Origin of the sequence: Bacillus yunxiaonensis (genome assembly GCF_037104695.1) — a bacterium.
Taxonomy (GTDB): Bacteria; Bacillota; Bacilli; order Bacillales; family Bacillaceae_G; genus Bacillus_A; species Bacillus_A yunxiaonensis.
Window position 1 is genome coordinate 1,041,825 of record NZ_JBAWSV010000001.1, and the last position, 24,797, is coordinate 1,066,621.

Here is a 24,797-nt window from a genome sequence, read left to right on the forward strand (position 1 = left end):
TCACAAATAAAAAACAGAAAAGCCAACTGATTGTTAGCTTTTCTGTTTTATTTATACATTAGTATGATGTCTCATCCATGGGGCAATTTCACTTTTCGCAAGCAGCAAATGCCGTTTGGCGCGCTAATAAAAAACTCATAATGACCTGCGCTGCCACGCGGCTTGTCATATCGCGAAAATCAAGTGTTGGATCGATTTCCACAATATCCATACCTGCCACAAGAGGTTCTTGCCCAAGTACTGTCATTGCATCAAGTAGCGTAGTACTATCCATACCACCCGGCCCAATTGCTGGACACCCTGGTGCAAAAGCTTGATCTAATACGTCCATATCAACAGAAATATAAATAGATGTAACACCTTGATGGCGTAGTAATTCAATACTTTCTGTAATAATGTCCTTTATATGACGCTCTCTAACATGTTGCATCGTATATACCGTTACTCCATGTTCTTTTGCATATTCATGGTAGGTACGGGCATTAGAAAAGTTTCGAATCCCTATTTGCACCAGTTGCTTCCCTGTAATCACATCATTCTCTAGTAAACTACGAAATGGTGTACCGTTTGACGGTCCGCCATCTTCTAAATTTCGTAAATCATGATGGGCATCAAATTGAATAATCCCAACTTTGCCTTTGCTTTTTGCAAAACCACTTATACTTGGAAAGCTAATAGAATGGTCTCCCCCAAGAACAACTGGTACCATCTGTGGATTCAACTTTGTAAGACTCTCTAACGTCTTCGCAATGCGAGCATGACTTTCTTTTATATCCGTGACATGCATCGTAATATCACCGCAGTCATACAGAACACTATCTTTCATATCATGCTCTTCTGTAATTGCATACGTACTATAAGCATCTAACATCGCTCGAATCGTATTCGGTGCAAAGCATGCTCCTGAATGACTAATGGATGGTTTTGAAAGCGGAGCACCAATTAATGCTGCTCCGAAAATTTCTTCACTTTCATCCCAGCCCTTAATCATATCGCTCCATTTCGTTACTTCACGATCAATAAACTTTGCATTCTTCTTTAAATAGTGGCCTTGCTCCACGCCTTGTCACCTCTTGTATATGCAATATTCCCTTGCTTCCATACTGTATTTACATGACTAACGCCGTAATGGTACGGTACATACGCATAATTGTATGCATCCCATAATACGATGTCCGCCTTACGCCCAACACGGATTTTTCCAGCTACATCACCGCGATTAATTGCATACGCTGAGTTTACTGTTACAGCATTCCATACTTCTTCTGGTGTCATTTTTAACTTTAACATCGCAATACTCATGATGAGTTGAATGTTTTCTGTCGGAGAGCTACCAGGGTTGAAATCAGTCGCTAAAGCTACTGCTACACCATCATCAATCATTTTACGGCCTCTAGCAAAGCTTTCTTTATTCAAGTAGAATGTTGTACCTGGCAGTAGCACAGCAACCGTATTTGAATTTGCTAACATCTCAATCCCTTTATCAGATGCTCCGACTAAATGGTCAGCTGATGCTGCACCAATCTCAGCAGCCGCTTCCGCACCGCCAAGCGGATCGATTTCGTCTGCATGCATTTTCACATCAAAACCAAGTTCTTTCGCCTTGAGTAAAAATTCTTTTGATTCTTCAACAGAGAATACTCCTGTTTCACAGAAAATATCAACAAACTCTGCTAATTGCTTTTCCTTAATTTCTGGTAACAAGTCAAACATCCACTGTAAAAATTCTTTCGATTTCCCCTTATATTCTTTCGGCACTGCATGAGCCCCTAAGAACGTTGACACAACATCAATTGGATGCTCCTTCTGAACTTGTGCTGCCGCCTCTAATTGTTTCCACTCTGTTACATCATCTAATCCATAACCGCTCTTCGCTTCCATTGTTGTTACACCAAAAGACAACATGCGGTCTAGGTGGAATTTTGCCTTTTCAACAAGTTCTTCTTTTGTTGCTTGTTTTGTAGCATTTACAGTAGAAAGAATTCCGCCGCCTTTTTCTAAAATCTCTAAATATGGTACACCTTGTAATTTAAGAGCAATTTCATTTTCACGAGAGCCGCCAAATACAAGGTGTGTATGTGGATCGACAAGACCCGGTGAAACCATTTTCCCTTCGCAATCCACAACTTCTTTTGCATGTAATCCCTTCGCTTCTTCCATTGTTCCTACGAATGTGATAACACCATTTTCAATACCTACCGCACCGTTTTCAATGACAGGAAGCGTATTCATCGCTTCCTGTCTTAGTAATCCATCTTCTTGATCCATTGTTAATAATTGACCGATATTCGTTAGTAAAATGTCTAGCATAGTTTCTCCCCCTTACTTCATCATCGGAATATTAACGCCTTTTTCTTTTGCTGTTTGCACCGCAAGATCATAACCAGCATCAACGTGACGAACAACACCCATTCCAGGGTCAGAAGTTAAGACGCGCTCAATTCGTTTTGCCGCTGCTTCCGTTCCATCCGCAACAATAACCATTCCCGCATGAAGAGAATATCCCATACCAACACCGCCGCCGTGGTGAACAGATACCCAGCTTGCGCCGTTTACACTGTTAATTAACGCATTTAAAATTGGCCAGTCAGCTACAGCATCACTGCCATCTTTCATTGCTTCTGTTTCACGGTTTGGCGAAGCAACAGATCCGCAGTCTAAATGATCACGACCGATAACGATTGGTGCAGATAATTCACCGTTCGCTACCATTTCATTAATAATACGGCCAAATTTCGCACGCTCTCCGTATCCTAACCAACAAATACGAGATGGAAGTCCTTGGAATTCAACTTGGTCACGAGCCATACGAATCCAATTACATAAATGCTCATTATCAGCAAATTCACGTAAAATGACTTCATCTGTTTTATAAATATCTTCTGGATCACCAGAAAGTGCTACCCAGCGGAATGGTCCTTTTCCTTCACAGAATAGCGGACGAATAAATGCTGGAACGAATCCTGGGAAATCGAATGCATTTTTTAAGCCTTCATCAAATGCAACCTGACGAATGTTGTTACCATAATCAAACGCAATTGCACCGTTCTTTTGCATATCAAGAATTGCTTCCACATGCTTTGTCATGCTTTCTTTTGATAATTGTACGTAGCGCTCTGGATCTTCTTGACGAAGCACAGCAGCTTCTTCTAATGAATAACCAACTGGAACATAACCATTTAACGGATCATGTGCAGATGTTTGGTCTGTTACTAAGTCTGGTGTAATGCCGCGTTTTACAAGGTCTGGTAAAATTTCAGCTGCATTACCTAATAATCCAATGGAAATAGGCTCTTTCTTTTCTTTATATTCCTTCGCAACAGCTAATGCTTCTTCAAGGGATTCTGTATACATATCACAGTATCTCTTTTCAATACGGCGATCGATGCTGCGTTTATCAACGTCAATTGCAATCACAACACCGCCGTTCATCGTAACAGCAAGCGGCTGTGCACCACCCATACCGCCAAGACCAGCAGTAATTGTTAATGTCCCTTTTAATGAACCGCCAAAATGTTGACGTGCTGCTTCACCAAATGTTTCATACGTTCCTTGTAAAATCCCTTGTGTACCAATGTAAATCCAGCTACCAGCTGTCATTTGGCCATACATCATTAAGCCTTTTTTCTCAAGATCACGGAAATGCTCCCATGTTGCCCATTTTGGTACTAAGTTTGAGTTTGCTAGAAGAACACGTGGTGCATCTTCATGAGATTTGAAAATTGCAACCGGTTTCCCAGATTGAACTAATAATGTTTCATCACTCTCTAAATTTTTAAGAGATTCTACAATTGCATGATAGCTATCCCAGTTACGAGCAGCACGGCCGATACCACCGTATACAACAAGCTCTTCCGGCTTTTCTGCTACTTCAGGATCAAGATTATTCATAAGCATGCGAAGTGCTGCTTCTTGTACCCAACCTTTTGCATTTAACTCAGTACCTCTTGGCGCGCGAATTGTTTGTTTTACATTTTCCATTGTAATCTCTCCCTTATTATAGTGTTGTATTTGCATTAATACGGTCCATCGTCCAATTTGTTGTTCTTAACCAATGAGCCGTGTTTTCAATATCTGTTGAAAAAATACGATCATTTTTAATAGATGGTACGATTTGGCGAACTTGGTGATAAAACGCTTTCGTTTGTGTGCTCATTTGTTCAATACCGCGGTACTCAGCTGCTTGCATCGCACAAATTGTTTCAATTGCTAGTACGCGGCGTACATTTTGAATAATTTGATGTGCATGACGCGACGCAATTGTTCCCATACTTACGTGATCTTCTTGATTTGCTGATGATGGAATAGAATCTACACTCGCTGGATGAGCTAACGTTTTATTTTCTGAAACAAGTGCTGCTGCAGCATATTGCATAATCATCGCACCAGATTGAAGTCCTGGTTCTGGACTTAAAAACGGTGGTAAATCGTTTAACTGCGGATTGACAAGTCTCTCAATACGACGTTCAGAAATATTTGCAAGCTCTGCCATTCCTACCTTTAGGAAATCCATTGCAAACGCAATTGGCTGTCCGTGGAAGTTACCACCAGAAATTACTTTTTGACCGCCGTCAAAAATAAGCGGATTGTCTGTTGCAGCGTTCATTTCAATTTCTAACTTTTCTTTCACATAATTCAACACTTGCCAAGATGCTCCGTGCACTTGCGGAATGCAGCGAAGTGAGTACGCGTCTTGTACACGAAGTTCCCCTTGTTTCGTAACAAGTTTGCTATCATGAAGCACATTACGAATACGACTTGCAACTTCTACTTGCTCTTTATATCCACGTGCAAGATGAACATCTTCATCAAATGCATCAATAATGCCTTGTAATCCTTCAATTGTCATCGAAGCAATTAATTCTGCTTGATAAGCAATTGCTTCAGCTTCTATATAAGCTACAATTCCTTGTGCAGTCATTGCTTGTGTTCCATTAATAAGCGCTAAACCTTCTTTTGCTTCTAATGTGATTGGTTCTAATCCTTCTTTTGTTAAAGCGATCATCGTATGAACACGCTCACCTTTATAGAAGACTTCCCCTTCTCCTAATAAAGCAAGAGCAAGATGAGAAAGCGGTGCTAAATCTCCGCTCGCTCCAAGTGAACCTTGCTGTGGAACAACGGGATGAATTTGACGATTCACAAGTTCAAGAAGCATATTTACAACAAGTGGTCTAACACCAGAGATACCCTTCAACATTGTATTTGCACGTAACACAAGCATAGCGCGTGATACTTCTTCAGAGAAAGGTTCCCCAACACCACATGCATGAGATTGGATTAAATTATGTTGAAGCGCTTTCACATCTTCTTTTTGAATTAGTACATCACTAAATTTTCCAAATCCTGTTGTAATGCCGTAAACAACTTTACCCTCTTCAACAATTTGCTCTACAGCTTGCCTACATTCTGTAACTTTTTGCATGCTATTTGGACAAGCAGTTACCTGCTCTCCTTCAAACAGTATTCGTTTCATTTCTTGTAATGTTAATGAATGTCCAGTTAACGTAATCATAATTTTCCTCCTTTTAAAAAAAGCAAAAGGGGACCTTATCTTTTTAAGACAGACTAATGTCCTAAAAAGTAAGGCCCCCTCTTAACTAATTAACTATGGGCAGTTTTTTATATGTGATTAATACCTAATCCAATCGCCTCATGCTCAGATCCTTTCACAGGCGCACCTATCGTACCATATAGCGCAACAGCAACCCATTCGCCTTCTTTTTCACCGTCGTATGGTGTGCCGCGCACAATCGCAAATCGAAGCCCTACTGTACGAAGAACGTCTGCTAACTGAATCTGTCCTCTCGTTACTCCGTACAACGCTTCCATAATTGCATGGTAAAGCGCGTGTGTTTCTCTGTAAACGTCTGTTTGAATAACATGGTTACTACGTGCAGCTGTTTCCATTGCAGCAACAACTTTTTGCGAATTCATTGAACCAACTTTGCCCGTACAATATTTCCAACCTTTCGGAAGAGATAAAATCGGACTCTCGTGTTCCTCCGCAAGTGCAAGTAACATCGCCATGCGACCAATTCGCTGTGTTCCATGAAGAAGCATGTGACTCTCTCTTTTCTTTTGAATTGTTTAAATATTTCTTAAGTTAAGAATATATGAAAACGTTTAAATCGTCAATGGTTTACTATAAGAATTTTAATAAAAAATATTTATCACACAATTTTTTACAAAAACAACCTACAATTGTGTACACAATTTATTTACAGCGAAATTTGACGCATGCTATATTCTCTCTAACGGCTTAGAGGAGGAAAAAAATGGTCAAAAGTAAAGATATTCATTTTAGAATATGTAACGACTTGTTAGAAAGATTTGATTCAGCTTTGGTATATGAGGGACTTAACAAAACAGAAGTGTTAACGCATGCCATTCGAAATTTTTGTGCGCAAGTGGAATCTCAAAAGATGAATGATGTAAAACGGCAATATACAGTGAATGACCATCTGCAAGTACGAATCGATACACATCTAAAATATGAAGAAAAACCAGTAGACTTAGATAAAATAGTAATCTCTCAATTGCAAGTAACAGCACAAGAAAAAATATTAGATATTGGCTGTGCATCTGGAAAATTTCTTATAACATTACAAAAACTTGGTCACCAAGGTCAGCTTACAGGGTTAGATCAATCCCCCACTATGATTCAAGAAGCAAAAAATAACAGTAGCAATAAAAGAACTATTGAATGGGTAATTGGAAATGCGACGAAACTCCCTTTTCCCTATAATTTTTACGATTGGGTTATTGCACGTCACATGTTGTATCATGTAACCGATGTCGAAAAGACTATTCGGGGGTTTAAAAATATTATCCGTCCAGATGGTGGTTTTCTAGCTACAACAAATTCCTATGTATCATTACCACGCATAGAAGAAATGTGTAATCGAATGTTACTCGCATTTGGGTTACCTGAAAAGTCACCTACGGCTAGTCCATTTTGTTTAGAAAACGGTAAAGAACTATTAAGTTCAATTTTTCCTATTGTTGAAGAGACTGTTATTCATAACTCTCTTCTTTTCCATGAATCTATACCTATAGTAAATTATATAGCAAGTATGTTTCCATCGCTAAACATACCAGATGATTTTAGCTTACATACAGAGATGAAAAAATGGTTACAAGTTGAAATAGAACAGGTTTTATCTCACCACAACGGCATATGGCGCGATCCTAAGGCTGTTGCGATTTATCGCTGTAGAAAATAATTAAAATAGTACTATACTAGCAAAGCTGTCTCTTCTAGAAAAAGACAGCTTTCTTTTATACCCCTCCATGCACTTCTAACCATTTTATAAAATAGTGCCCTATTTCCTCTACTAACTTTGTATCCACATTCAAATACGTAACTGGAAATCGTTCATACCAACTTTTCTCTATTTCTATTAATTTTATTTGTTCTTCAAATGTACTTCGTTGTCTTACATCATCAAATTCTTTTCTTTTTTGTAGTACTTCTTTTGAAGCAACTAAATAGAAAATAGCCTGTGAACGACATTTCCGTAGTTCTCTTTGGATTCCCTCAATCTTCTAAAGATTTATTAACAGCTTCAACAGCATGTATGAAAGCCGTATCAAATAATGGAACGCTAGAATCCTCTGGTTTTACTAATAACCCAATTTCTGTACAGCCTAATATAATCCCTTCGGCTCCGTTACAAACTAAACGTTTAATTACTTCTTTGTAGTAATCTCTTGATTTTTGACACACTTTTCCTAAGCATAATTCTTCATAAATCACTTTATTTACAATTTCCCGATCATTTTCATTTGGGACTATCACCTTTATACCATTTGACTCTAATCTAGATTTATAAAATTCTTGCTCCATTGTATATTTTGTCCCAAGTAAACCTACCTTGTTAATTCCTTGTTTTTTTACTTGATTAGCTGTAGCATCGGCAATATGTAAAATAGGAATATTGATTTTTTCTTTTATGTCCTCTATAACTTTGTGCATCGTATTTGTGCATATAATAATAAAATCAGCCCCACCTTTTTCTAATGAAAATGCAGCTTCCCCCAATACTTCACCTGCTTGTTTCCAGTTATCCTCTGATTGATAACGTTCAATTTCTTCAAAATCAACGCTATATAAAAGGCACTTTGCTGAATGTAATCCTCCTAATTTATTTTTTATTTCTTCGTTAATAACCCGATAATACTCTACAGTTGATTCCCAGCTCATTCCACCAATAAGCCCAATCGTTTTCATAATTTTCCTCCCTACAAAAAATCTTCTCCATTAATTATATGGAATTTTCAAAATTATAAGCAAGATACTTCTCTCCTTGTTTCCTTTTTCTATCTGTCTTATAATAAAAAACAGAGATTAAATTGAACGTATTTTTCCGCTATGTAAGCTTGAAAAACCAAGCTTACATTATTTTTTGCTTTTCCTTTTCTTTTAAAAGGAGTATACTATATAGGAACATATGTTCTTTTTACTACATACAGTAAGGAGCTTGAACAATGGTATACGACACAAAGGTACGATCATGGAACGAAACATTGAAACAATTACAAAAGCGTTATACTGGAGAAGCAGTTGAAAATCGCAAGCAGTTTGAAGACATTGAACTTATGACTTTCTTTCAAAACAACGAATACATTGCCCTTCCTACACATATTAGCGGCTTATCAACAGCACGCTTTACTTCTTATTCTATTTTCACTACCGAGGATAAAAATCGCAAAGTTGGCACGCTAATCATCGAATATTTCGAAGATGATACAGAAACATTCCGAATTGAACAATTATACTTTGTATAAGAAAGCTTGGCCAATAGGCCAAGCTTTCTTGCTTTCTATGAATCTCACTGCTTATAATAAAAAGAAAAGAATCGGTTTCTAATAACATAAAGGGGGGAATTATGTTGCTTGAAGGATGGTTCAGTTGGTTTATTGTCATATGGACAGTTATTTTATTAGGACTCATGTCCATTGGTGGATATTTTATGTTCCGAAAATTCTTAAAGCGATTACCGAAAGAAGATGGTATGTCTATTTTAGATTGGGAAGAGCATTATATCGATGAAACGAGACATTTATGGAAAGCTGAGCAAAAAGCTTTATTAGAAGAGCTTGTCAGCCCTGTTCCAGAACTATTTCGCGACGTCGCTCGCTCTAAAATAGCTGGTAAAATTGGTGCACTCGCTTTAGAAGAACAAGCATCACAAATAACAGAAGATTTAATCATCAAAGGATATATTTTAGCAACTCCAAAACGGGATCATAAATTTTTAATAAAAAAATTAAAAGAAAAGCAAATTGACTATTCACGTTATCAATCGTTACTAGCCAAATGAAAAACCTCAAGAATTCTTGAGGTTTTTACGTTAATTTTATATCTTTTTCATTATAAAAATCAGATTGTTTTTTCATTTCTTTTTGCAACTTCGTAAACGAACGATACATTGCAATGCGCCAAGATATAATCATAGCAAATGCAAGTAAGAAAAACATTCCACTTAATTGTCCTACATCAACCGTCTGACTTAAATACGATTTAAACGCAATGCGAACCACAAGTAGACCGATTAAAATAAAGACAAACGCTTTAGAACGTTTTAAATAAATCTCTTGCCCACGTATTTCAAATTTTGATGTTTTAATAAGAAAAACAGAAAAAATTAACCCTACAATAATTGCTTCTAATATTTCTTGTCCTGTTAGACGAAATTCAGGGAGAAGATACATAATTGCACCCGTACTCATAAAGATTGGTGGAAGTACAATTTTTTTCAAAGTAGCTGGTTTCTTTGCTGCTTTCAAACGAATAAACATGACTCCGACAGCCATACAAACCGCCATAATACTTGATAAAAGAGCTAAATTCATTCGTACTCACCCTTTATTTTGAAAATATCGAAAATATAGTCTCATTATATGCTCTACTTTTAGTATTTCCAACATTTCTATAAAAAAAACTAAAATCCTTTAAATCCACCAAATAAATTCGAAAAGAATATAGTGATTTTTGTAAGACCATTAAAATAAAGTAATACACCCATTGCAATCATAATATAACCGCCAATTTTAACGAACGATGCACTATGCTTTTTAATCCAAGTCATTTTTGTAATAAAGAACGACAAAATAAAGAATGGAATTGCAAAACCAAGTATGTAAGCAACCATATATAACATCGCTGATTGTGGGTTTGTTGCAGCAAGTGCAATAACTGATACTAAAATCGGGCCTGTACAAGGTGTCCATCCCGCAGCAAATGCGATTCCAATTAAAGTAGAACCAAAGTAACCACTCGGTCTACTTTTAAATGTAATTTTTTTATCTTGCATTAAGAATGTTGGTTTAAACACTCCTATTATAACAAGACCAAAAGCAACAATAAAAATAGCTCCTAATTGACGAATTAGATTTTGATAATCTACAAAAAATGTCCCTACAAAGCTTGTTCCAAAACCGATTGCAATAAAAATAATCGAAAACCCAATTAAGAAAAATGCTGTATGCAACATACTCCGTTTACGAAGCATGGCATTCTCCTCTTTTAAATCAGAAATAGACATCCCTGTTATGTACGATAAAAATGCTGGATAGAGCGGTAAACAACATGGAGAAATAAATGATAAAAAACCTGCTCCAAATGCTAAAAAGATATTAATGTCTTGCATGTTACGCCTCCTCTCTTCTTATTTATTGTAGCAAAATCCACAGCGAATACCATGAAAAATTCATGAACTTACTATTATCACTATGAATATCATGAAATTCTATTCGTAGTATTGATATTTGCTTTGTTTATATAAAGTGAAACTTCCATCAGTCGGGGGTCCTACTGCCCGCGAATAGCGAGATAAATCCATTTTGATTTTTCAACATATAAGTCGCTGCTATGCATTAAATGCTCTTGCCCATCTAAAAAGAAAGAGGTTTTTCTGTCGTTTTTTAATTTAGATTTATATATTTCACTTCATTTATTATTATAAAATATTTTTTTGTAATGAAAGTTATATTCATATTCCTCTTATATTCTCAAGCAATATATCCCTCTTTTTTCATCATTATGCATAAATATCATACTTTTATTATTATTCTATAAAATGTCACACTTTTCTTTCAGTTGACCCTACATTTTTAATTTTGTATACTTCCATCTAGCTATATTTGTTCGTTTTGGAACATAGTTACTAATAAAATAGATTGGAGGAATATAGGGTGCTTCGTTATTCATTACTCGTTTTATTAGGAGCATGCAGTTACGGTATTTTAGCAATCTTTGTTAAATTTGCGTACAGTGAAGGATTTACACTAGGAGAAGTAATCGGAAGTCAATATTTGTTCGGATGGCTCATTTTACTTGCGATTACATTATTAATCTCTAGGCATCGTGTACCATTAAAGCAAATGATTATTTTATTTATCGCAGGCACATCAGCCAGCTTAACAGGTATTTTTTATTACGGTTCATTACAAACTGTACCAGCTTCTATCGCTATTGTTTTACTATTCCAATTCGTTTGGATCGGGATTATCATTGAAGCAGTTGCAACAAAAACATTCCCTTCTAGAGAGAAAATGATTTCTGTACTTTTCTTACTAGCTGGAACGTTTCTTTCAAGCGGATTACTCGAACAATCAGCAGGAAGCTTTGATATGAAAGGTATCTTCTTCGGATTATTATCAGCAATTGCATTTGCTTTTTATATTTTCGTGAGCGGAAGAGTGGCAGTAGAAGTCCCATCATTACCTCGCGGCGTGTTGCTTATGGCAGGCGCATTAACATTAGTAATGATTGCTTTCCCACCAACGTTTATATACAATGGTGCACTTACAAATGGATTATGGAAATACGGATTAGCATTAGGGACATTTAGTATTGTGATTCCCACCATTACATTTACAATTGGAATTCCCAAAATTGGCTCTGGTGTAGCGACGATTTTAGGCGCTGCTGAACTACCAGTTACAACAATTATGTCCGTACTTCTTTTAAAAGAAGCTGTAATGGCCTCACAATGGCTTGGTGTTGCTCTTATTCTTGTTGGCATTATAATTCCACAAATTGCATATAAAATGCGCGGACGTTACACAAGACAGCATACACATAAAAAAGTGGCAGCATAAAATGAAAACCGGACTTTTCTAAGAAGCCCGGTTTTCATTTTATATTAATGTTTTACATATACACAAAGCATTCATACTTTGCCTTTCACTTCATTTGAATCTACACTACTCAATTGATACACACATCGATAACATTGCCCTGTCGTCAATAAAATAACAATAAGAATTAAAATAACTGTATACAAAAAGGCATGTATCGTAATTGGTGCACTACTTATCCCTTGACAACCCGTTACTTTCAGAATAATAACAGTAAATAACTTTAAAAATAACATACCGTGAAGAAGCCCAAAAACAAGCGCTCCTCCCCCTATCATAACTTGCTCATAGCATAATATAAGCCCTATTTGCTTTCGTTTCATGCCAGTTAATCGATACGATTGTAATTCTTTTTGACGCTTTTTCATAAAACGAGCGTGTACATACAGTATGAAAAGACATGAAAAACTGAAGGTTATTGTGGATTCATAATATAAAAAATTCATTAGTAACCATTTATGCTTTATTGCCCCCACAACAGCTTCATTATATTGAATGGATACTAAAAGAAAATATACAATCACACTACAAGAAATAAAAACAAAATGTTGTAAATGTTCTATTGCATGCTCTTGTATATTTTTTCGTGCTAATTGAAATAACGACATAACAACTCCTCCGTACAACTTCCTATACCACAAATTAGTATATAAAATGATATGTGCCTTCGCATCCAACTCCAATAGGAATTATATCTAAGTCTTTAGACCTAGATTGAAAAATACATATTGTATTGAAATTAAAAACAGCGATGTTACAAAGTAACACCGCTGTTTTTATCGCATAATTTGCTTTTTCAGTTGTAAAAAGTATCGTTTTCTTAATAGTAAAAAGTAACATGTGTGAACGAATAAAAATACCCCCATAACAATAAGTGAAGAACGAAGAATCTCTGATAAAAATAATTTTTGCAATGTCATCAAAGCAACACTCGTATGCAAAACAGCTATGAGAATCGGAATAAAGAATAATACTCCCATTTGTACGGTCATAATTATTTTCAGTTCATCTCCGCCCATACCTAGTTTCATAAGCGATTGATAATATTGTTTATCCGTTTCTAAATCAGTAAATAAACGAAAATATAAAAAACTGACAGCAGATAGATAAAATATCACTCCGACAAACAAACCGATAAATAAAATAATGCTTGTCATTTGTTTAATCTCATTATAAGTTGTAATGCGTGATGAAAATTCATATTGCCCTTTTTGGTTTATTTGTTTCTCTAATTGCTCTGCTACTTGCGTCGTTTCTTCCCAGTTCTTCACTTCATACGCTGTATAACTTACTGTTTTCTGTCCCTCTGTAATCAATTGTTTCATTTCATTAGAAACAACTAAGATTTGACCTGGAAATACAGCGCCTGAAAAAATATTATGTTGCAACACATGAGAAACATGAAGTTGTGTTCCGCTTCCTTGTAACGTTACATCTGATTCTTTAGAAGTATCAATAAAATTACTTTGTCCAAAAGAAGGGACACGGGCTATTTCTTTACCTGTTAATGCCACCATTTCATAATCAAGCTGCTTTGCAAATGTATTATAATCAGCCTGACTCATAATAACCGCTGGTTGCGTCTGATTAGAAATTGCTTGAAAACTCAACTTTGCACTGACCTTTTTATAGATAATTTTTTCCTTTTGAAAAGTAGCTTCAATTTCTTTTTCGTATTGTTCTTTCTGTGCTTGATGTTCATTATAAGTCATCAAACTAAAAGCAAATGGTATGTTATTCATCGTTTCATCCTTTTGCGCTTCTAAAAAAGCAGCAAACGTTCCAATGGCACAAAAAGCAACAGTCGATACAATCGTTACCATAAAGAACATACGTGCATTATCTTTCATGCGGTAGGCTAGCATAGAAAAGGATAATAAATTTGTTTTCTTCCAATATATATGTTTCCATTGTTTTAAAAACCTTATGATAAATACACTAAGTTGTGAATATAAAAAGTAAGTACCAATAATTACAATAGTTGAAACAGGTAACAATAAAAACATGATAGTACCAGGAGTTGCTGCCATAGATAAAATATATCCAATTGCGATCAAACTTGCTGCTACTATAGATAATAGAATAGAAGCTTTCGGTTCAGGCTTGGGTTTCTTATTCCCTTTTAATAACGCGATCACTTTTTTACTTTGCACAAATAAACTTGTCATAAAAGCAACAATGAAAAACAATGTCAAAAACACAATCGCTGTTAATTTCATAGCTTGCCATGGCATATAAAACGGCAAACTCTTTAAGTTCATTACTGTACTTGCTAGCATAAAAAATAACTTTCCAAATAAACAACCGAAAGCAATACCGCTTATAAGAGCACTTATACCGACAATCATATTTTCAAAGAAAATCATCTGAATCAATTGCCGCTTTGTAATACCATGAATAACAAAAATACCAAACTCTTTATTCCTAACCTTTAAAAATGAACTAACAGAGTAAAAAATAAAGAAAAAAGAAAAGAAATAAATAATGTATTCTGCAACAAGCATTCCTTGCCGAACAGCTCCTGGAAATTCCTTACTTCCATAAATATCAGGATGATAAATAAATAAAGCATATAAAAAGAAAATCATAACTGAAAATGCACTACTTAAAAAATACGCGGCATATGCACGTATATTTCGACTAACATTTTTAAACGCGAGTTGAGAAAACGTCATCTACCTTCCCTCCCACGTTTTTTATTTTTATAAACATATGTATCATCATGAGCATGACATCTCCTTATTCTTTCTTCTCTTTCACTATAATAAAAAAAGAATGAGGAAAACATCGAACTTCCTTACATACCTCAGTACATTCTTACAGTTTTGTCATTTTTCTCGTCATTTTATAAAGTGAAACTTCCATCGGAGTGCCTTTTCTCCGAGGGAAAGCTCTCACCAATCGGGCTCTTACGGGCAGTTTTCCTTCCCGTTCTTCCCTAGCCTTACTGCTCGTTAGTGCGGGATAAATTCATTCTCCTTGCTTTCGCTATTTTCAAAAACTCTTGTAATTCTGGGCTTGTACTTGCTTTTCGATACGCAACCGCTAGTTCCGCCACAAAATTAGAATCACGTATTTCTTTATATACAACCTCTGATTGGTATAATTTATTTGCAGACACTGGTATTACCGTTATCCCAATTCCAGCAGCAACAAGTCCTACAACGGTTTGATATTCTGTCGCCTCTTGTACAATTTGCGGACTAAACCCTGCATCACGGCATAAAGAGAGAATATTATCATATAATGTTGGCCAAACATTTCGTGAAATGAAAACAAAAGGCTCCTTTTGCAAATCTTCAATATATATTTCTTGTTTATTCGCAAGCGGATGCGCCTTCGGTAAACAAAGTGTACAAGAAAGATGATGAACTGTTTCCAATTGTAATAACTGACTTGTAATAGGTGGCCGCAACAATCCGACATCAATTCGATTATCGTGAAGTGCATCTACTTGTTCTGGTGTCGATAATTCATGAAGTACAACAGATACATTCGGAAATTTCTTTCGATATTCTCGAACAATCGGCGGCAAAATATCATACATTGCTGAACCAACAAAGCCAATAGACAGTGATCCGATTTCTCCTCTTTGTGCTCGCTGGGCAACTTCGACTGCCTTATCAATTTGTATAAATGCTTTTTTCACTTCTTTTAAAAACAGCTCTCCTGCTTCTGTTAACTCTACTCTTCGTTTCGTTCTTGAAAATAGTGTAACTCCCATTTCTTGTTCTAATTGTTGAATTTGTTGACTAAGCGGTGGCTGCGTCATCTGTAAGCGAGCTGCTGCTCTTCCAAAATGAAGCTCTTCTGCTACAACAATAAAGTATTGTAAATGCCGTAATTCCATATAAAACACCCTTTTTTACTAATATATATAATAAATTAATACCATAAGAATTATATATTAGACAAATATTTTTAAAAAGCCCTCACTGATGGAAAGCTCTCACCAATCGGGCTTTTACGAGATAAAAAAAACGTATACAAGGGAGTCCTAATATACGTTTTCTTTTATTCCCTTCAATATTCAATTATCTCTCCATATACATTTTCGTATTTCTCGCCTCAATCATTTCCTAGCATATACACAACTGACACAACAACTCATAATCTTCCGGAAATGAAAGAGGAATATTTTCAAGTTCTTGAAGTGGCTTCCACTCGATCTTATAAATCAATCCATCTGGATCTTGAATTTTTCTTTCGCCCCCTACTATTTTCACAACATAATAATGTACTTGTACAGGAATATCGAATGTAACACCTATCTTTTCATGTACTTTCTCAATAACTTCAACACGATACCCTGTTTCTTCCCATACTTCACGTATGCAACACTCTTCTAATGTTTCTCCTTTTTCTAGGCCACCTGAAGGTACAGACCAACGTTTTTCTTCTTCTGGCTTTCCTTGTAATACCATTAATACTTCATTATTATCATTCATACAAATGGCTGCTGCTCCAATCCAACGCTTCATCCTCTATCCCTCCCATACATATTATTCTGTCTTTCACCTAATTTTCCCTCGAAAAAAGAGGAAGAAGCTTATAATTTATCGAATACTTTTAGCAACTTCAAAGACAGCGCATTCCTAAAAAACAGAAAGGAAGGATTCTGTGAAAGTTTCTAAGTATGTTGTGGATTGTGTGTTTTGTGAGGAAAATCGAGGAACACGACAAACATTAGTAACTGTTGCTGCTTCTTCTAACACATTGGCAGTTCAAAAAATAACTGAGGAATGTCAGCGCCGTTTTGGAAAAGCATTATTATTGAAAACAGAGATTATAAAAGAGGACATCATTGCAGAAAAAAAAGAAAGCTGACCAAAATGGCCAGCTTTCTTTTTTCCGATTGTAAACGGAAGAAACATTTATGTTTTCTCCGTACACATTATCACATGAAGATTAGGGGCATCCTCTAGGAAATCGGGATTTTTTCCATTATGTACGTTCCATAATGGATATCGAACAATATTTTCCGTACAGGAAAAGAAATCAATCGAGTTCGCATTTTTAAAAAAGGGATAGGGATATTACCGGTAATACATCAAACATTCAAATGTTACATTTATTATAGTATAGTAATCTTCTTTATATGTGAAATATGTATTACATATATAATTAATATGTAATACATATTAATCTCTTATTTCATCTTTCTATCTTGTACATTTCTAAACAATAATAGAGCTAAAATTGCACCTATTAGTGCTAAAGTCATATCCCACTGTGTATCCCACAGATCTCCTTGCGTACCCAAAAAAGCATTTGCTGCCGTTCCTGTCAATTTGGCAACTAAAAATTCAAGCAATTCATATAGCGCACTAAATGCTAGACACACAGCAATTACAAGGATTGATAACCATCCCCTTTTTTGAATTTCTACCACTCTGATGAGAACCTCACGTGTGATAAGAGCAGGAACGAAGCCTTGCGCAAAATGACCTACGCGGTCATAATAATTTCTTTCTAAATGAAACGTATCACGCAACCAATTAAAGAGAGGTACTTCCGCATATGTATAATGTCCACCAATAAGTAATATAAGCATATGGAGCCAAATCCAAACATACGTAAACGTCGTAAATCGAAAACGATGATATGTCGCCGCTAAAATCAATACAAGAATAATAGCCGGTAATACTTCTAGCCACCATGTAAACAAATCTTTCGGCTGTATTCCTGAGATAAATAAAGCGATCCAAAAACTAATAAATAATAACATATGTGAACGATATATCGTCAAATTCTCCTCCTCCTATAATTAAGTTGTTTATACCATATTTCAACCCATCCAAAGAATATGCGTTCGATTAAAATACAAATTACAACATTTCATACAATCCTTATTGTTAAGTAATGAATGAACAAAAAACAAATATTTAAGTCCTATTAAACATAATATAAAAACTTTCTAGAGATCCAGTATTAAATTCTGTATGCTCATTTTAAAAAAATAAAGCCTTCAAAACCTTGTTCTTACAAGGCTTTCTGAAGGCTTCCTTTATTCTGCAACAAATACATATTGTAATATAACCCCTGTTGCGTCAACAATTCTTGATGTGTTCCTCTCTCAACAATTTGACCATCATGCATCACGAAGATTTGGTCAGCATCTTGAATTGTCGATAAACGATGTGCAATCGCAATGGTTGTTCTCCCTTTTCGCATACGTTGCAATGCCGTTTGAATTGCTTCTTCTGTTTCTGTATCGATGTTCGCTGTTGCCTCATCCAGCACTAATACTTTCGGATTTGTAGCAACAGTTCTCGCAAATGCTACAAGCTGTCTTTGACCGCTCGAAAACGCCGCTCCTCTTTCAACTACCTCTGTATCATATTGATCTGATAGCTGTTCGATAAATGTATTTGCTTGCACAAATTTTGCAGATTCTTCCACTTCTTCATCCGTAATACTTTCATCATACATGCGAATGTTTTGTTTAACTGTTCCAGCAAATAAGAAAGCATCTTGTAATACAAGACCGATACGTTTTCGTATTTCCATCTCTTGAAAGTTTTCTAACCCAACCCCATCAATTACAATTTCCCCTTGATTAACATGATAAAAACGCATCAATAAGTTCATAATTGTACTTTTCCCACTACCTGTATGCCCAACAAAAGCAACAGTTTGCCCCGGTTTTACATGAAAAGATACATTTTTCAGTACGTCACGTTTTCCATCATAAGAGAACGTAACATTTTTAAACTCAATTTCCCCTTCTGTCATGAAAGGAGTTTCATTCCCTTGTTGCACTGGTGCTAAATCTTTTTCATCCATTAAAAGAAACACACGCGATGATGACACAACTGCTTGCTGGAAAAAAGACAATTTCATCATCATTTCGTTTACTGGATCAAAGAAACGATGAATGTAGTTAACAAAGGCATATAATACACCAACTTCAACAGGACTATGCATTGCATCAATTCCAAACAACGTCAACACCAATACAATTGCCAAAGTATGAACAAGATCAGTCGCTGGACGTAAAAGCAGTGCATCTAATTTCAAATTGCGGCGTCCTGCTCCGTAGTGTTTTTCATTTACTTCTTCAAATTCTTTACGCATCCGTTTTTCTTGGCGGAGTACTTGAATAATGTTCATACCTTGAATAGATTCATTCAATTTTGCGTTTAATATACTTAATTGATTGCGCAGTTCTAAATAAAAGACCGAACTCTTGCGACGATAAAAAGCCATAATCGTAATCATAGTTGGAATAAGAAGTAATGAAAATAAGGCAAGTTTCACATTAAGTAGAAACATAGATATTAAAATACCGATTAAAAACACAATATTTTTTACAAAAGTAGATAATACACTTACAAAAAAATCTTTAATCGCCTCCGTATCGTTCGTTATCCGAGAAACGAGCGTTCCAATTGGTGTACGATCAAAGAAGCTAAGCGATAAACTTTGTACATGTTCATATACTTCTACACGCATATCTTGCACAATTTTGAAGGCAATGTTTTGGAAATATAATAAATTCAAATACGTAAAGAACACTTTTAATAAATGAAAGACTATATACACAACAAATAACGTCACTAATACATTTTGCTCAAAATTCTTCGGAACTAAATGCTCATCAATAAATTTCTTAATTAAAAAAGGGCCCATCATTTCCGCTATAGTTGCACCAACTAAAAATAAAAACGCTAGCGTCAGCAGTTTCTTATATGGCTTCATATAGGATAATAGACGCCATAGGTCACTTCGCTTTTTCTCGTTCATTATACCCCTCCTTTCTCAACTAGTGCTTCTAATTGTTGACTTTCATACATGTCTTTATACCAGCCGTCTTGTTGCATCAAACTTTCGTGCGTTCCACGCTGTACAATCTTCCCATCGTCAATAACGAGAATTAAATTTGCATGTTGAATAGCACTTAGGCGGTGCGCTGTAATAATAGTCGTTTTATTTTCACGTTCACGCTTTAATGCCGCTAAAATCGTTTCTTCTGTTTTTGCATCTACTGCTGATAAACAGTCATCTAAAATTAAAATTTCAGCATTTGTTAATAATGCACGCGCAATCGAAATACGCTGTTTTTGGCCACCTGATAAAGAAACGCCGCGTTCACCAACCACTGTTTCATATCCTTCTGGGAATTTCGTAATGTCCTCATGAATACATGCAATAGTAGCTGCGTGTGCAATATCTTTATATGTGGCATCCGGTTTTCCAAATGCGATATTTTCTCCTACATTTGCAGAGAATAAGAAATGGTCTTGTGGTACATACGAAATAGCGGAACGAATGGCATGTAACGTCATATCTCGAATATCAGTTTCGCCAACTCGTACCCCTCCATCAAAATGATCATATTCTCGAATTAAACACTTTAATAATGTTGTTTTTCCTGCACCGGTACGCCCTACAATCCCTAAAGTTTCCCCTTTTTGTAAAGAAAAATGAATATCTTGTAGATTTATCACTTCATTTTTCTTATACGAGAATGTATCAATATCAAACTTGATATTACCACTTGCTACTTCTTTACTTGCCCCTTCTCTATCCACAACATCCGATACTTGCATGAATAATTTTTGAATACGATCATAAGAAGCACGTCCACGCTCCATAATATTAAATAGCCAACCAAACGCTAACATCGGCCATACGAGCGTCCCTAAATAAGAAGTAAACGTAATAAGTTCTCCTATCGTAAGCTCACCACGAACAACCAATACAGAACCATAACACACTGCAATTAAGAAAGAAAAACCTACAATTAAAGAAATTGTTGGGTCAAATAATGAATCAATGCGAGCAACAAGAATATTTTTCTGTACTACATCTTCCGATTTATCACGAAATGCTTGTAAATCTTCTTTTTCTTGACCAAGTGAACGAATTACCTTCATTCCACTCATACTTTCCTGAACTTTATCATTGATTTCTGAAAAAGCCTGCTGCGCTTTATGAAAACGACGATGTAACAACGTTCCATAATAGTTTGTCGCAACCGCTACGATTGGCATTGGAATTAAACTGATTAATGTTAACTTCCAACTAATCGTAAACCCCATCGCAACAAGAACACATCCGCCCACCGCTAATGAGTCTACAAGCGTTAACACCCCAGAGCCAGCTGTTTGCTGAACTGCTTGAATATCATTTGTTGCGTGTGCCATTAAATCACCAGTACGATGCTGTTGGTAGAATGATGGGCTCATATTAGTAAAGTGCTTATACAGTTTTTGACGTAATTGACGAGCCAACTTTAAAGAAGAGCCGAAAATCATTATGCGCCACACATAACGCAAAATATACATCGTCACCCCGGCACCAACTAAAATCCCTGCCCATTGTAATAGCTTCTTAGCTGTTAATGAATGATTGCTAATTTCATCAACAACAATGCCGATCACTTTTGGTGGCACAAGTTCAAGAAGAGCAACGCCAAACAATAAAAAAACACCAGATATGTACGCTCGTTTCTCTTGTTTAAAAAACCACGCCAAGTCTAAAAAAACTTTCATTATATACCTCCTATCCCAAATGAGCGATGTTTTCAGTTTATCAAAATTACTGAATTTTTTAAAGTTTAAAACATTTATAGGAAACAAAATAAAAAGGCACTCGAATAGGAGTGCCCTTTGTAGCGCTTATTTTAGTTGTTGTTTATTCATTGCGCTCATCATTTGATTGATTTTCTTTTGGGATGGTTTTTGTCCCATTTGCATCATCATCATTTTTAACATTTGTTCATTAATTGGTGGATTTTTTTGTAAATAGTTCATCATATATTTGCGTGCGATGAAAAACCCTAACGCAACGCCTGCTACTAGTGCTAATACGCCCACTAGAACAACTACCCAAATTGACATATATTTTCCTCCTTCATGTTGTCTACCTTACAGTGTACTAAAACCTTTTCAATAAGACAAGATTGTATTCGACATTTTTTATATATAAGTACGCACTTGTTTGAGAGGATTTAACCATCCGTATTGTTGACTCTCATAATCCATCGCAAGAAATGTTAATTCACACTTTCTAAGTACTTCAAAAATGGCTGTTTCCATTTCAACATTTTTAGAAGTATGCATTCGAATATATTGCGGTTTAATACTCACTTCTCCATACACATTTTCATTGGATATAATATGCATATGCTCATTTCTTTCATATTTCCCGTATGTTCGCAGTACCTGTTCCATTTTATGATGTAATTTCATTACTTGTAAGGGCAACGTAATATACTTTATTTGTTTATACAACACTTTCTTTTCTGAAAGGGAACGAGACTGTGCAAAACTAGCAAACAAATCAAACAATAAAAACTCACGACCGAAATATGACTTCGTAACATCTTCTTGAATTAAGTACAGTTCATACGTTCTCATATTTTCCCTCCCGCATTGGACAACTTCATTTCTTTTCATTATATAGAAACAAATATGCAATGATTGTCTGACTGCGGAGAAAGAAAAAACTTTTTCTGTCGAATAAAGTGACACTTCCATCAATGGAGATTTCCCCCTCCACTGATAAAAAATTCTCATCAATTAGAGTCTTATTGCTCCTAAGCAACGGAATAAACTCTTTTATATAGAAAAATCTCTCCATGCCGGAGAGATTTTTCTAAAATCATTAAAGCATTTCTTTTACTTTGCGAACAACGTTTTCTACAGTGAATCCGTATTCTTCCATAATCTTTTCACCAGGAGCAGAAGCACCGAATGTATCGATACCTAGTACATCTCCTTCAAGACCAACGTAACGATGCCATCCGAAAGTAGCACCCATTTCAATTGCGAAACGTTTTGTTACTGCTTTTGGTAATACAGATTCTTTATATTCAGCAGATTGTGCTTCAAAGCGGTCCATAGACGGCATGCTGACAACAGCTGCGTCAACACCGTCTTGTGCTAATGCTGTTTGTGCTTCAATTGCTAAGCTTACTTCAGATCCAGTTGCAAGTAAGATTACATCAGCAGTTTCTTTTTTGCTTGCAGAAATTACGTATGCACCTTTTGCAACTTTTTCATACGTATCGTCTTTAGCACCTTCTAATGTTGGAAGATCTTGACGAGTTAAGATTAATGCTGTTGGTGTTTTTGTAGATTCTAACGCTAGCTTCCAAGCTGCAACAGATTCATTACCATCAGCAGGACGTAGAACAGATACGTTTGGCATTGCACGAAGAGCTGCAAGCTGTTCGACTGGCTCATGCGTTGGTCCATCTTCCCCAACTGCGATACTATCATGTGTGAACACATATGTTACTGGCAGTTGCATTAACGCAGCAAGACGAATTGCCGGACGTAAGTAGTCAGAGAATACGAAGAACGTACCACCGTAAGTTTTTAAACCGCCATGAAGTGCGATACCATTCATTGCTGCACCCATTGCGAACTCACGTACACCGTACCAAATATTTTTACCGCTGTAGTCTTCTCTTGTGAAGTCTTTTTCTTTGTTCATGTATGTTTTGTTAGAACCAGCAAGGTCTGCAGATCCACCAAAGAATGATGGTACAGATTCAGCAATTGCATTAATAATTTGTCCTGAAGATGAACGAGTTGCTGTTTTTGAACCCATTTCGTATGTTGGTAAGTTCTTATCCCAACCTTCTGGAAGAAGACCTTTCATTGCTGTTTGTAATTCAGCTGCTAATTCTGGATATGCTTTTGCGTATCCATCAAGCATTGCATTCCACTCAGCTTCTGCCGTCTGTCCAGCATCTTGTACTGTTTTACGGAAGTTTTCATATACTTCTTCTGGTACATAGAAATCTTGTTCAAATGCCCAAGTATATGCTTCTTTTGTTAATTTCGTTTCTTCTACGCCTAGTGGAGAACCGTGTGAAGCTGATTTTCCAGATTTGTTTGGTGAACCGAATCCAATTGTTGTTCTTACTTCGATTAATGTTGGACGTTTTTCGTCAGCTTTTGCTTCTTCAAGCGCTTTCGTAATCGCTCCGATATCGTTCCCATCTTCAACACGAATTACTTGCCAGCCGTATGCTTTATAGCGATCCTCTACGCTTTCAGAGAAAGAACGATTTAAATCGCCATCTAATGAAATATCGTTAGAATCATATAACACAACAAGACGACCTAATCCTAAATGAGCCGCTAATGAAGATGCTTCAGCAGAAACGCCTTCCATTAAGTCTCCATCACCGCAAATTGCGTATGTATAATGGTCAACAACGTTATACTCATCACGATTGTACTTCCCTGCTAAATGTCTTTCAGCCATTGCCATACCAACAGCTGTTGCGATACCTTGTCCAAGTGGACCTGTTGTTGCATCTACACCTGCTGTGTGACCGAACTCAGGATGACCTGGTGTTTTACTTCCCCATTGGCGGAAATTCTTTAAATCATCCATTGTTACATCATAACCAGATAGATGAAGTAAGCTGTATAGTAACATTGAACCATGACCTGCAGATAATACGAAACGATCACGGTTAAACCACGTTGGGTTATTTGGATTATGTTTCATAAATTGCGTCCATACTGTATACGCCATTGGTGCTGCACCCATTGGCATTCCTGGGTGACCAGAGTTTGCTTTTTCAATCGCATCAATGGATAGTGTGCGAATCGTGTTGATAGAAAGTTGTTCGATTGAATGTGACATGCTATTCTTCCCTTCGTTTATAGTAGTAAACGTTTTCG

General features: G+C 36.2%; 23 protein-coding genes. 5 read left to right on the top strand and 18 right to left on the bottom strand.

Features of this window, described 5'->3' with window-relative positions; genetic code table 11:
• Positions 1–88 precede the first annotated feature (88 nt).
• The 5 genes from hutG to hutP form a co-directional block, all read right to left on the bottom strand.
• A complete protein-coding gene (gene hutG / locus WAX78_RS05195; protein WP_336481190.1) occupies positions 89–1,060 on the bottom strand; it encodes a formimidoylglutamase in 972 nt (323 codons plus the stop codon).
• Positions 1,039–2,310 carry an imidazolonepropionase gene (gene hutI, locus WAX78_RS05200; protein WP_336481191.1) on the bottom strand — a complete coding sequence of 424 codons (1,272 nt, stop codon included), beginning with the start codon at positions 2,308–2,310 and terminating at the stop codon, positions 1,039–1,041. Before hutI ends, hutG begins: the two co-directional genes overlap by 22 nt.
• A gap of 12 nt (positions 2,311–2,322) precedes the next feature.
• The gene (gene hutU / locus WAX78_RS05205; RefSeq protein ID WP_336481192.1) at positions 2,323–3,981 is read right to left on the bottom strand and encodes a urocanate hydratase; all 1,659 of its coding nucleotides are present in this window, start codon (positions 3,979–3,981) and stop codon (positions 2,323–2,325) included.
• Positions 3,982–3,997: 16 nt separating this feature from the next.
• A complete protein-coding gene (gene hutH / locus WAX78_RS05210; RefSeq protein WP_336481193.1) occupies positions 3,998–5,515 on the bottom strand; it encodes a histidine ammonia-lyase in 1,518 nt (505 codons plus the stop codon).
• Positions 5,516–5,622: 107 nt separating this feature from the next.
• The gene (gene hutP / locus WAX78_RS05215) at positions 5,623–6,063 is read right to left on the bottom strand and encodes a hut operon transcriptional regulator HutP (protein ID WP_336481194.1); all 441 of its coding nucleotides are present in this window, start codon (positions 6,061–6,063) and stop codon (positions 5,623–5,625) included.
• 215 nt (positions 6,064–6,278) lie between these two features.
• Here hutP and WAX78_RS05220 point away from each other — a divergent pair, with 215 nt between their 5' ends.
• Positions 6,279–7,226: a class I SAM-dependent methyltransferase gene (locus WAX78_RS05220; RefSeq protein WP_336481195.1), complete on the top strand. Its 948-nt coding sequence runs from the start codon at positions 6,279–6,281 to the stop codon at positions 7,224–7,226.
• Between the two features lie 314 nt (positions 7,227–7,540).
• Here WAX78_RS05220 and WAX78_RS05225 read toward each other — a convergent pair whose 3' ends face one another.
• Complete coding sequence (locus WAX78_RS05225) at positions 7,541–8,233, bottom strand: aspartate/glutamate racemase family protein (RefSeq protein WP_336481196.1); 693 nt, start codon at positions 8,231–8,233, stop codon at positions 7,541–7,543.
• 257 nt (positions 8,234–8,490) lie between these two features.
• On the opposite strand from WAX78_RS05225, the gene WAX78_RS05230 reads away from it, so the two are divergent.
• Positions 8,491–8,790 carry a hypothetical protein gene (locus tag WAX78_RS05230; RefSeq protein ID WP_336481197.1) on the top strand — a complete coding sequence of 100 codons (300 nt, stop codon included), beginning with the start codon at positions 8,491–8,493 and terminating at the stop codon, positions 8,788–8,790.
• 104 nt (positions 8,791–8,894) lie between these two features.
• A complete protein-coding gene (locus WAX78_RS05235; protein WP_336481374.1) occupies positions 8,895–9,326 on the top strand; it encodes a DUF2621 domain-containing protein in 432 nt (143 codons plus the stop codon).
• A gap of 25 nt (positions 9,327–9,351) precedes the next feature.
• Here WAX78_RS05235 and WAX78_RS05240 read toward each other — a convergent pair whose 3' ends face one another.
• Both WAX78_RS05240 and WAX78_RS05245 read right to left on the bottom strand, forming a co-directional pair.
• Positions 9,352–9,858 carry a CcdC family protein gene (locus tag WAX78_RS05240; protein WP_336481198.1) on the bottom strand — a complete coding sequence of 169 codons (507 nt, stop codon included), beginning with the start codon at positions 9,856–9,858 and terminating at the stop codon, positions 9,352–9,354.
• 89 nt (positions 9,859–9,947) lie between these two features.
• Entirely contained in the window at positions 9,948–10,655 is a 708-nt protein-coding gene (locus WAX78_RS05245) for a cytochrome c biogenesis CcdA family protein (RefSeq protein WP_336481199.1), read from the bottom strand.
• Positions 10,656–11,199: 544 nt separating this feature from the next.
• On the opposite strand from WAX78_RS05245, the gene WAX78_RS05250 reads away from it, so the two are divergent.
• Positions 11,200–12,108, top strand: coding sequence for an EamA family transporter (locus WAX78_RS05250; RefSeq protein WP_336481200.1), 909 nt, complete (start codon positions 11,200–11,202; stop codon positions 12,106–12,108).
• A gap of 71 nt (positions 12,109–12,179) precedes the next feature.
• Here WAX78_RS05250 and WAX78_RS05255 read toward each other — a convergent pair whose 3' ends face one another.
• The 4 genes from WAX78_RS05255 to WAX78_RS05270 all read right to left on the bottom strand — a co-directional run bounded on the left by WAX78_RS05255 (position 12,180) and on the right by WAX78_RS05270 (position 16,628).
• Positions 12,180–12,755: an FtsX-like permease family protein gene (locus tag WAX78_RS05255; protein ID WP_336481201.1), complete on the bottom strand. Its 576-nt coding sequence runs from the start codon at positions 12,753–12,755 to the stop codon at positions 12,180–12,182.
• A 168-nt stretch (positions 12,756–12,923) separates the two neighbouring features.
• Positions 12,924–14,822 carry an ABC transporter permease gene (locus WAX78_RS05260; protein ID WP_336481202.1) on the bottom strand — a complete coding sequence of 633 codons (1,899 nt, stop codon included), beginning with the start codon at positions 14,820–14,822 and terminating at the stop codon, positions 12,924–12,926.
• A 269-nt stretch (positions 14,823–15,091) separates the two neighbouring features.
• Positions 15,092–15,997, bottom strand: a complete 906-nt coding sequence (gene alsR, locus WAX78_RS05265; protein ID WP_336481203.1) for an acetoin biosynthesis transcriptional regulator AlsR — start codon at positions 15,995–15,997, stop codon at positions 15,092–15,094.
• A 229-nt stretch (positions 15,998–16,226) separates the two neighbouring features.
• A complete protein-coding gene (locus tag WAX78_RS05270) occupies positions 16,227–16,628 on the bottom strand; it encodes an NUDIX hydrolase (protein WP_336481204.1) in 402 nt (133 codons plus the stop codon).
• 139 nt (positions 16,629–16,767) lie between these two features.
• Here WAX78_RS05270 and WAX78_RS05275 point away from each other — a divergent pair, with 139 nt between their 5' ends.
• Positions 16,768–16,974 carry a DUF3903 domain-containing protein gene (locus WAX78_RS05275; RefSeq protein ID WP_336481205.1) on the top strand — a complete coding sequence of 69 codons (207 nt, stop codon included), beginning with the start codon at positions 16,768–16,770 and terminating at the stop codon, positions 16,972–16,974.
• A 322-nt stretch (positions 16,975–17,296) separates the two neighbouring features.
• Here WAX78_RS05275 and WAX78_RS05280 read toward each other — a convergent pair whose 3' ends face one another.
• From WAX78_RS05280 to tkt, 6 genes are all read right to left on the bottom strand, one after another.
• Complete coding sequence (locus WAX78_RS05280; RefSeq protein WP_336481375.1) at positions 17,297–17,875, bottom strand: DUF2238 domain-containing protein; 579 nt, start codon at positions 17,873–17,875, stop codon at positions 17,297–17,299.
• Between the two features lie 254 nt (positions 17,876–18,129).
• A complete protein-coding gene (locus WAX78_RS05285) occupies positions 18,130–19,893 on the bottom strand; it encodes an ABC transporter ATP-binding protein (RefSeq protein ID WP_336481206.1) in 1,764 nt (587 codons plus the stop codon).
• Positions 19,893–21,644, bottom strand: a complete 1,752-nt coding sequence (locus WAX78_RS05290) for an ABC transporter transmembrane domain-containing protein (protein WP_336481207.1) — start codon at positions 21,642–21,644, stop codon at positions 19,893–19,895. The genes WAX78_RS05285 and WAX78_RS05290 overlap by 1 nt, the downstream gene beginning before the upstream one ends.
• 126 nt (positions 21,645–21,770) lie before the next feature.
• Entirely contained in the window at positions 21,771–21,992 is a 222-nt protein-coding gene (locus WAX78_RS05295) for a YneF family protein (RefSeq protein WP_098309636.1), read from the bottom strand.
• Between the two features lie 78 nt (positions 21,993–22,070).
• Complete coding sequence (gene sirA, locus WAX78_RS05300) at positions 22,071–22,511, bottom strand: sporulation inhibitor of replication protein SirA (RefSeq protein ID WP_336481208.1); 441 nt, start codon at positions 22,509–22,511, stop codon at positions 22,071–22,073.
• A 247-nt stretch (positions 22,512–22,758) separates the two neighbouring features.
• Positions 22,759–24,759, bottom strand: a complete 2,001-nt coding sequence (gene tkt, locus WAX78_RS05305) for a transketolase (RefSeq protein ID WP_336481209.1) — start codon at positions 24,757–24,759, stop codon at positions 22,759–22,761.
• Positions 24,760–24,797: the final 38 nt, after the last annotated feature.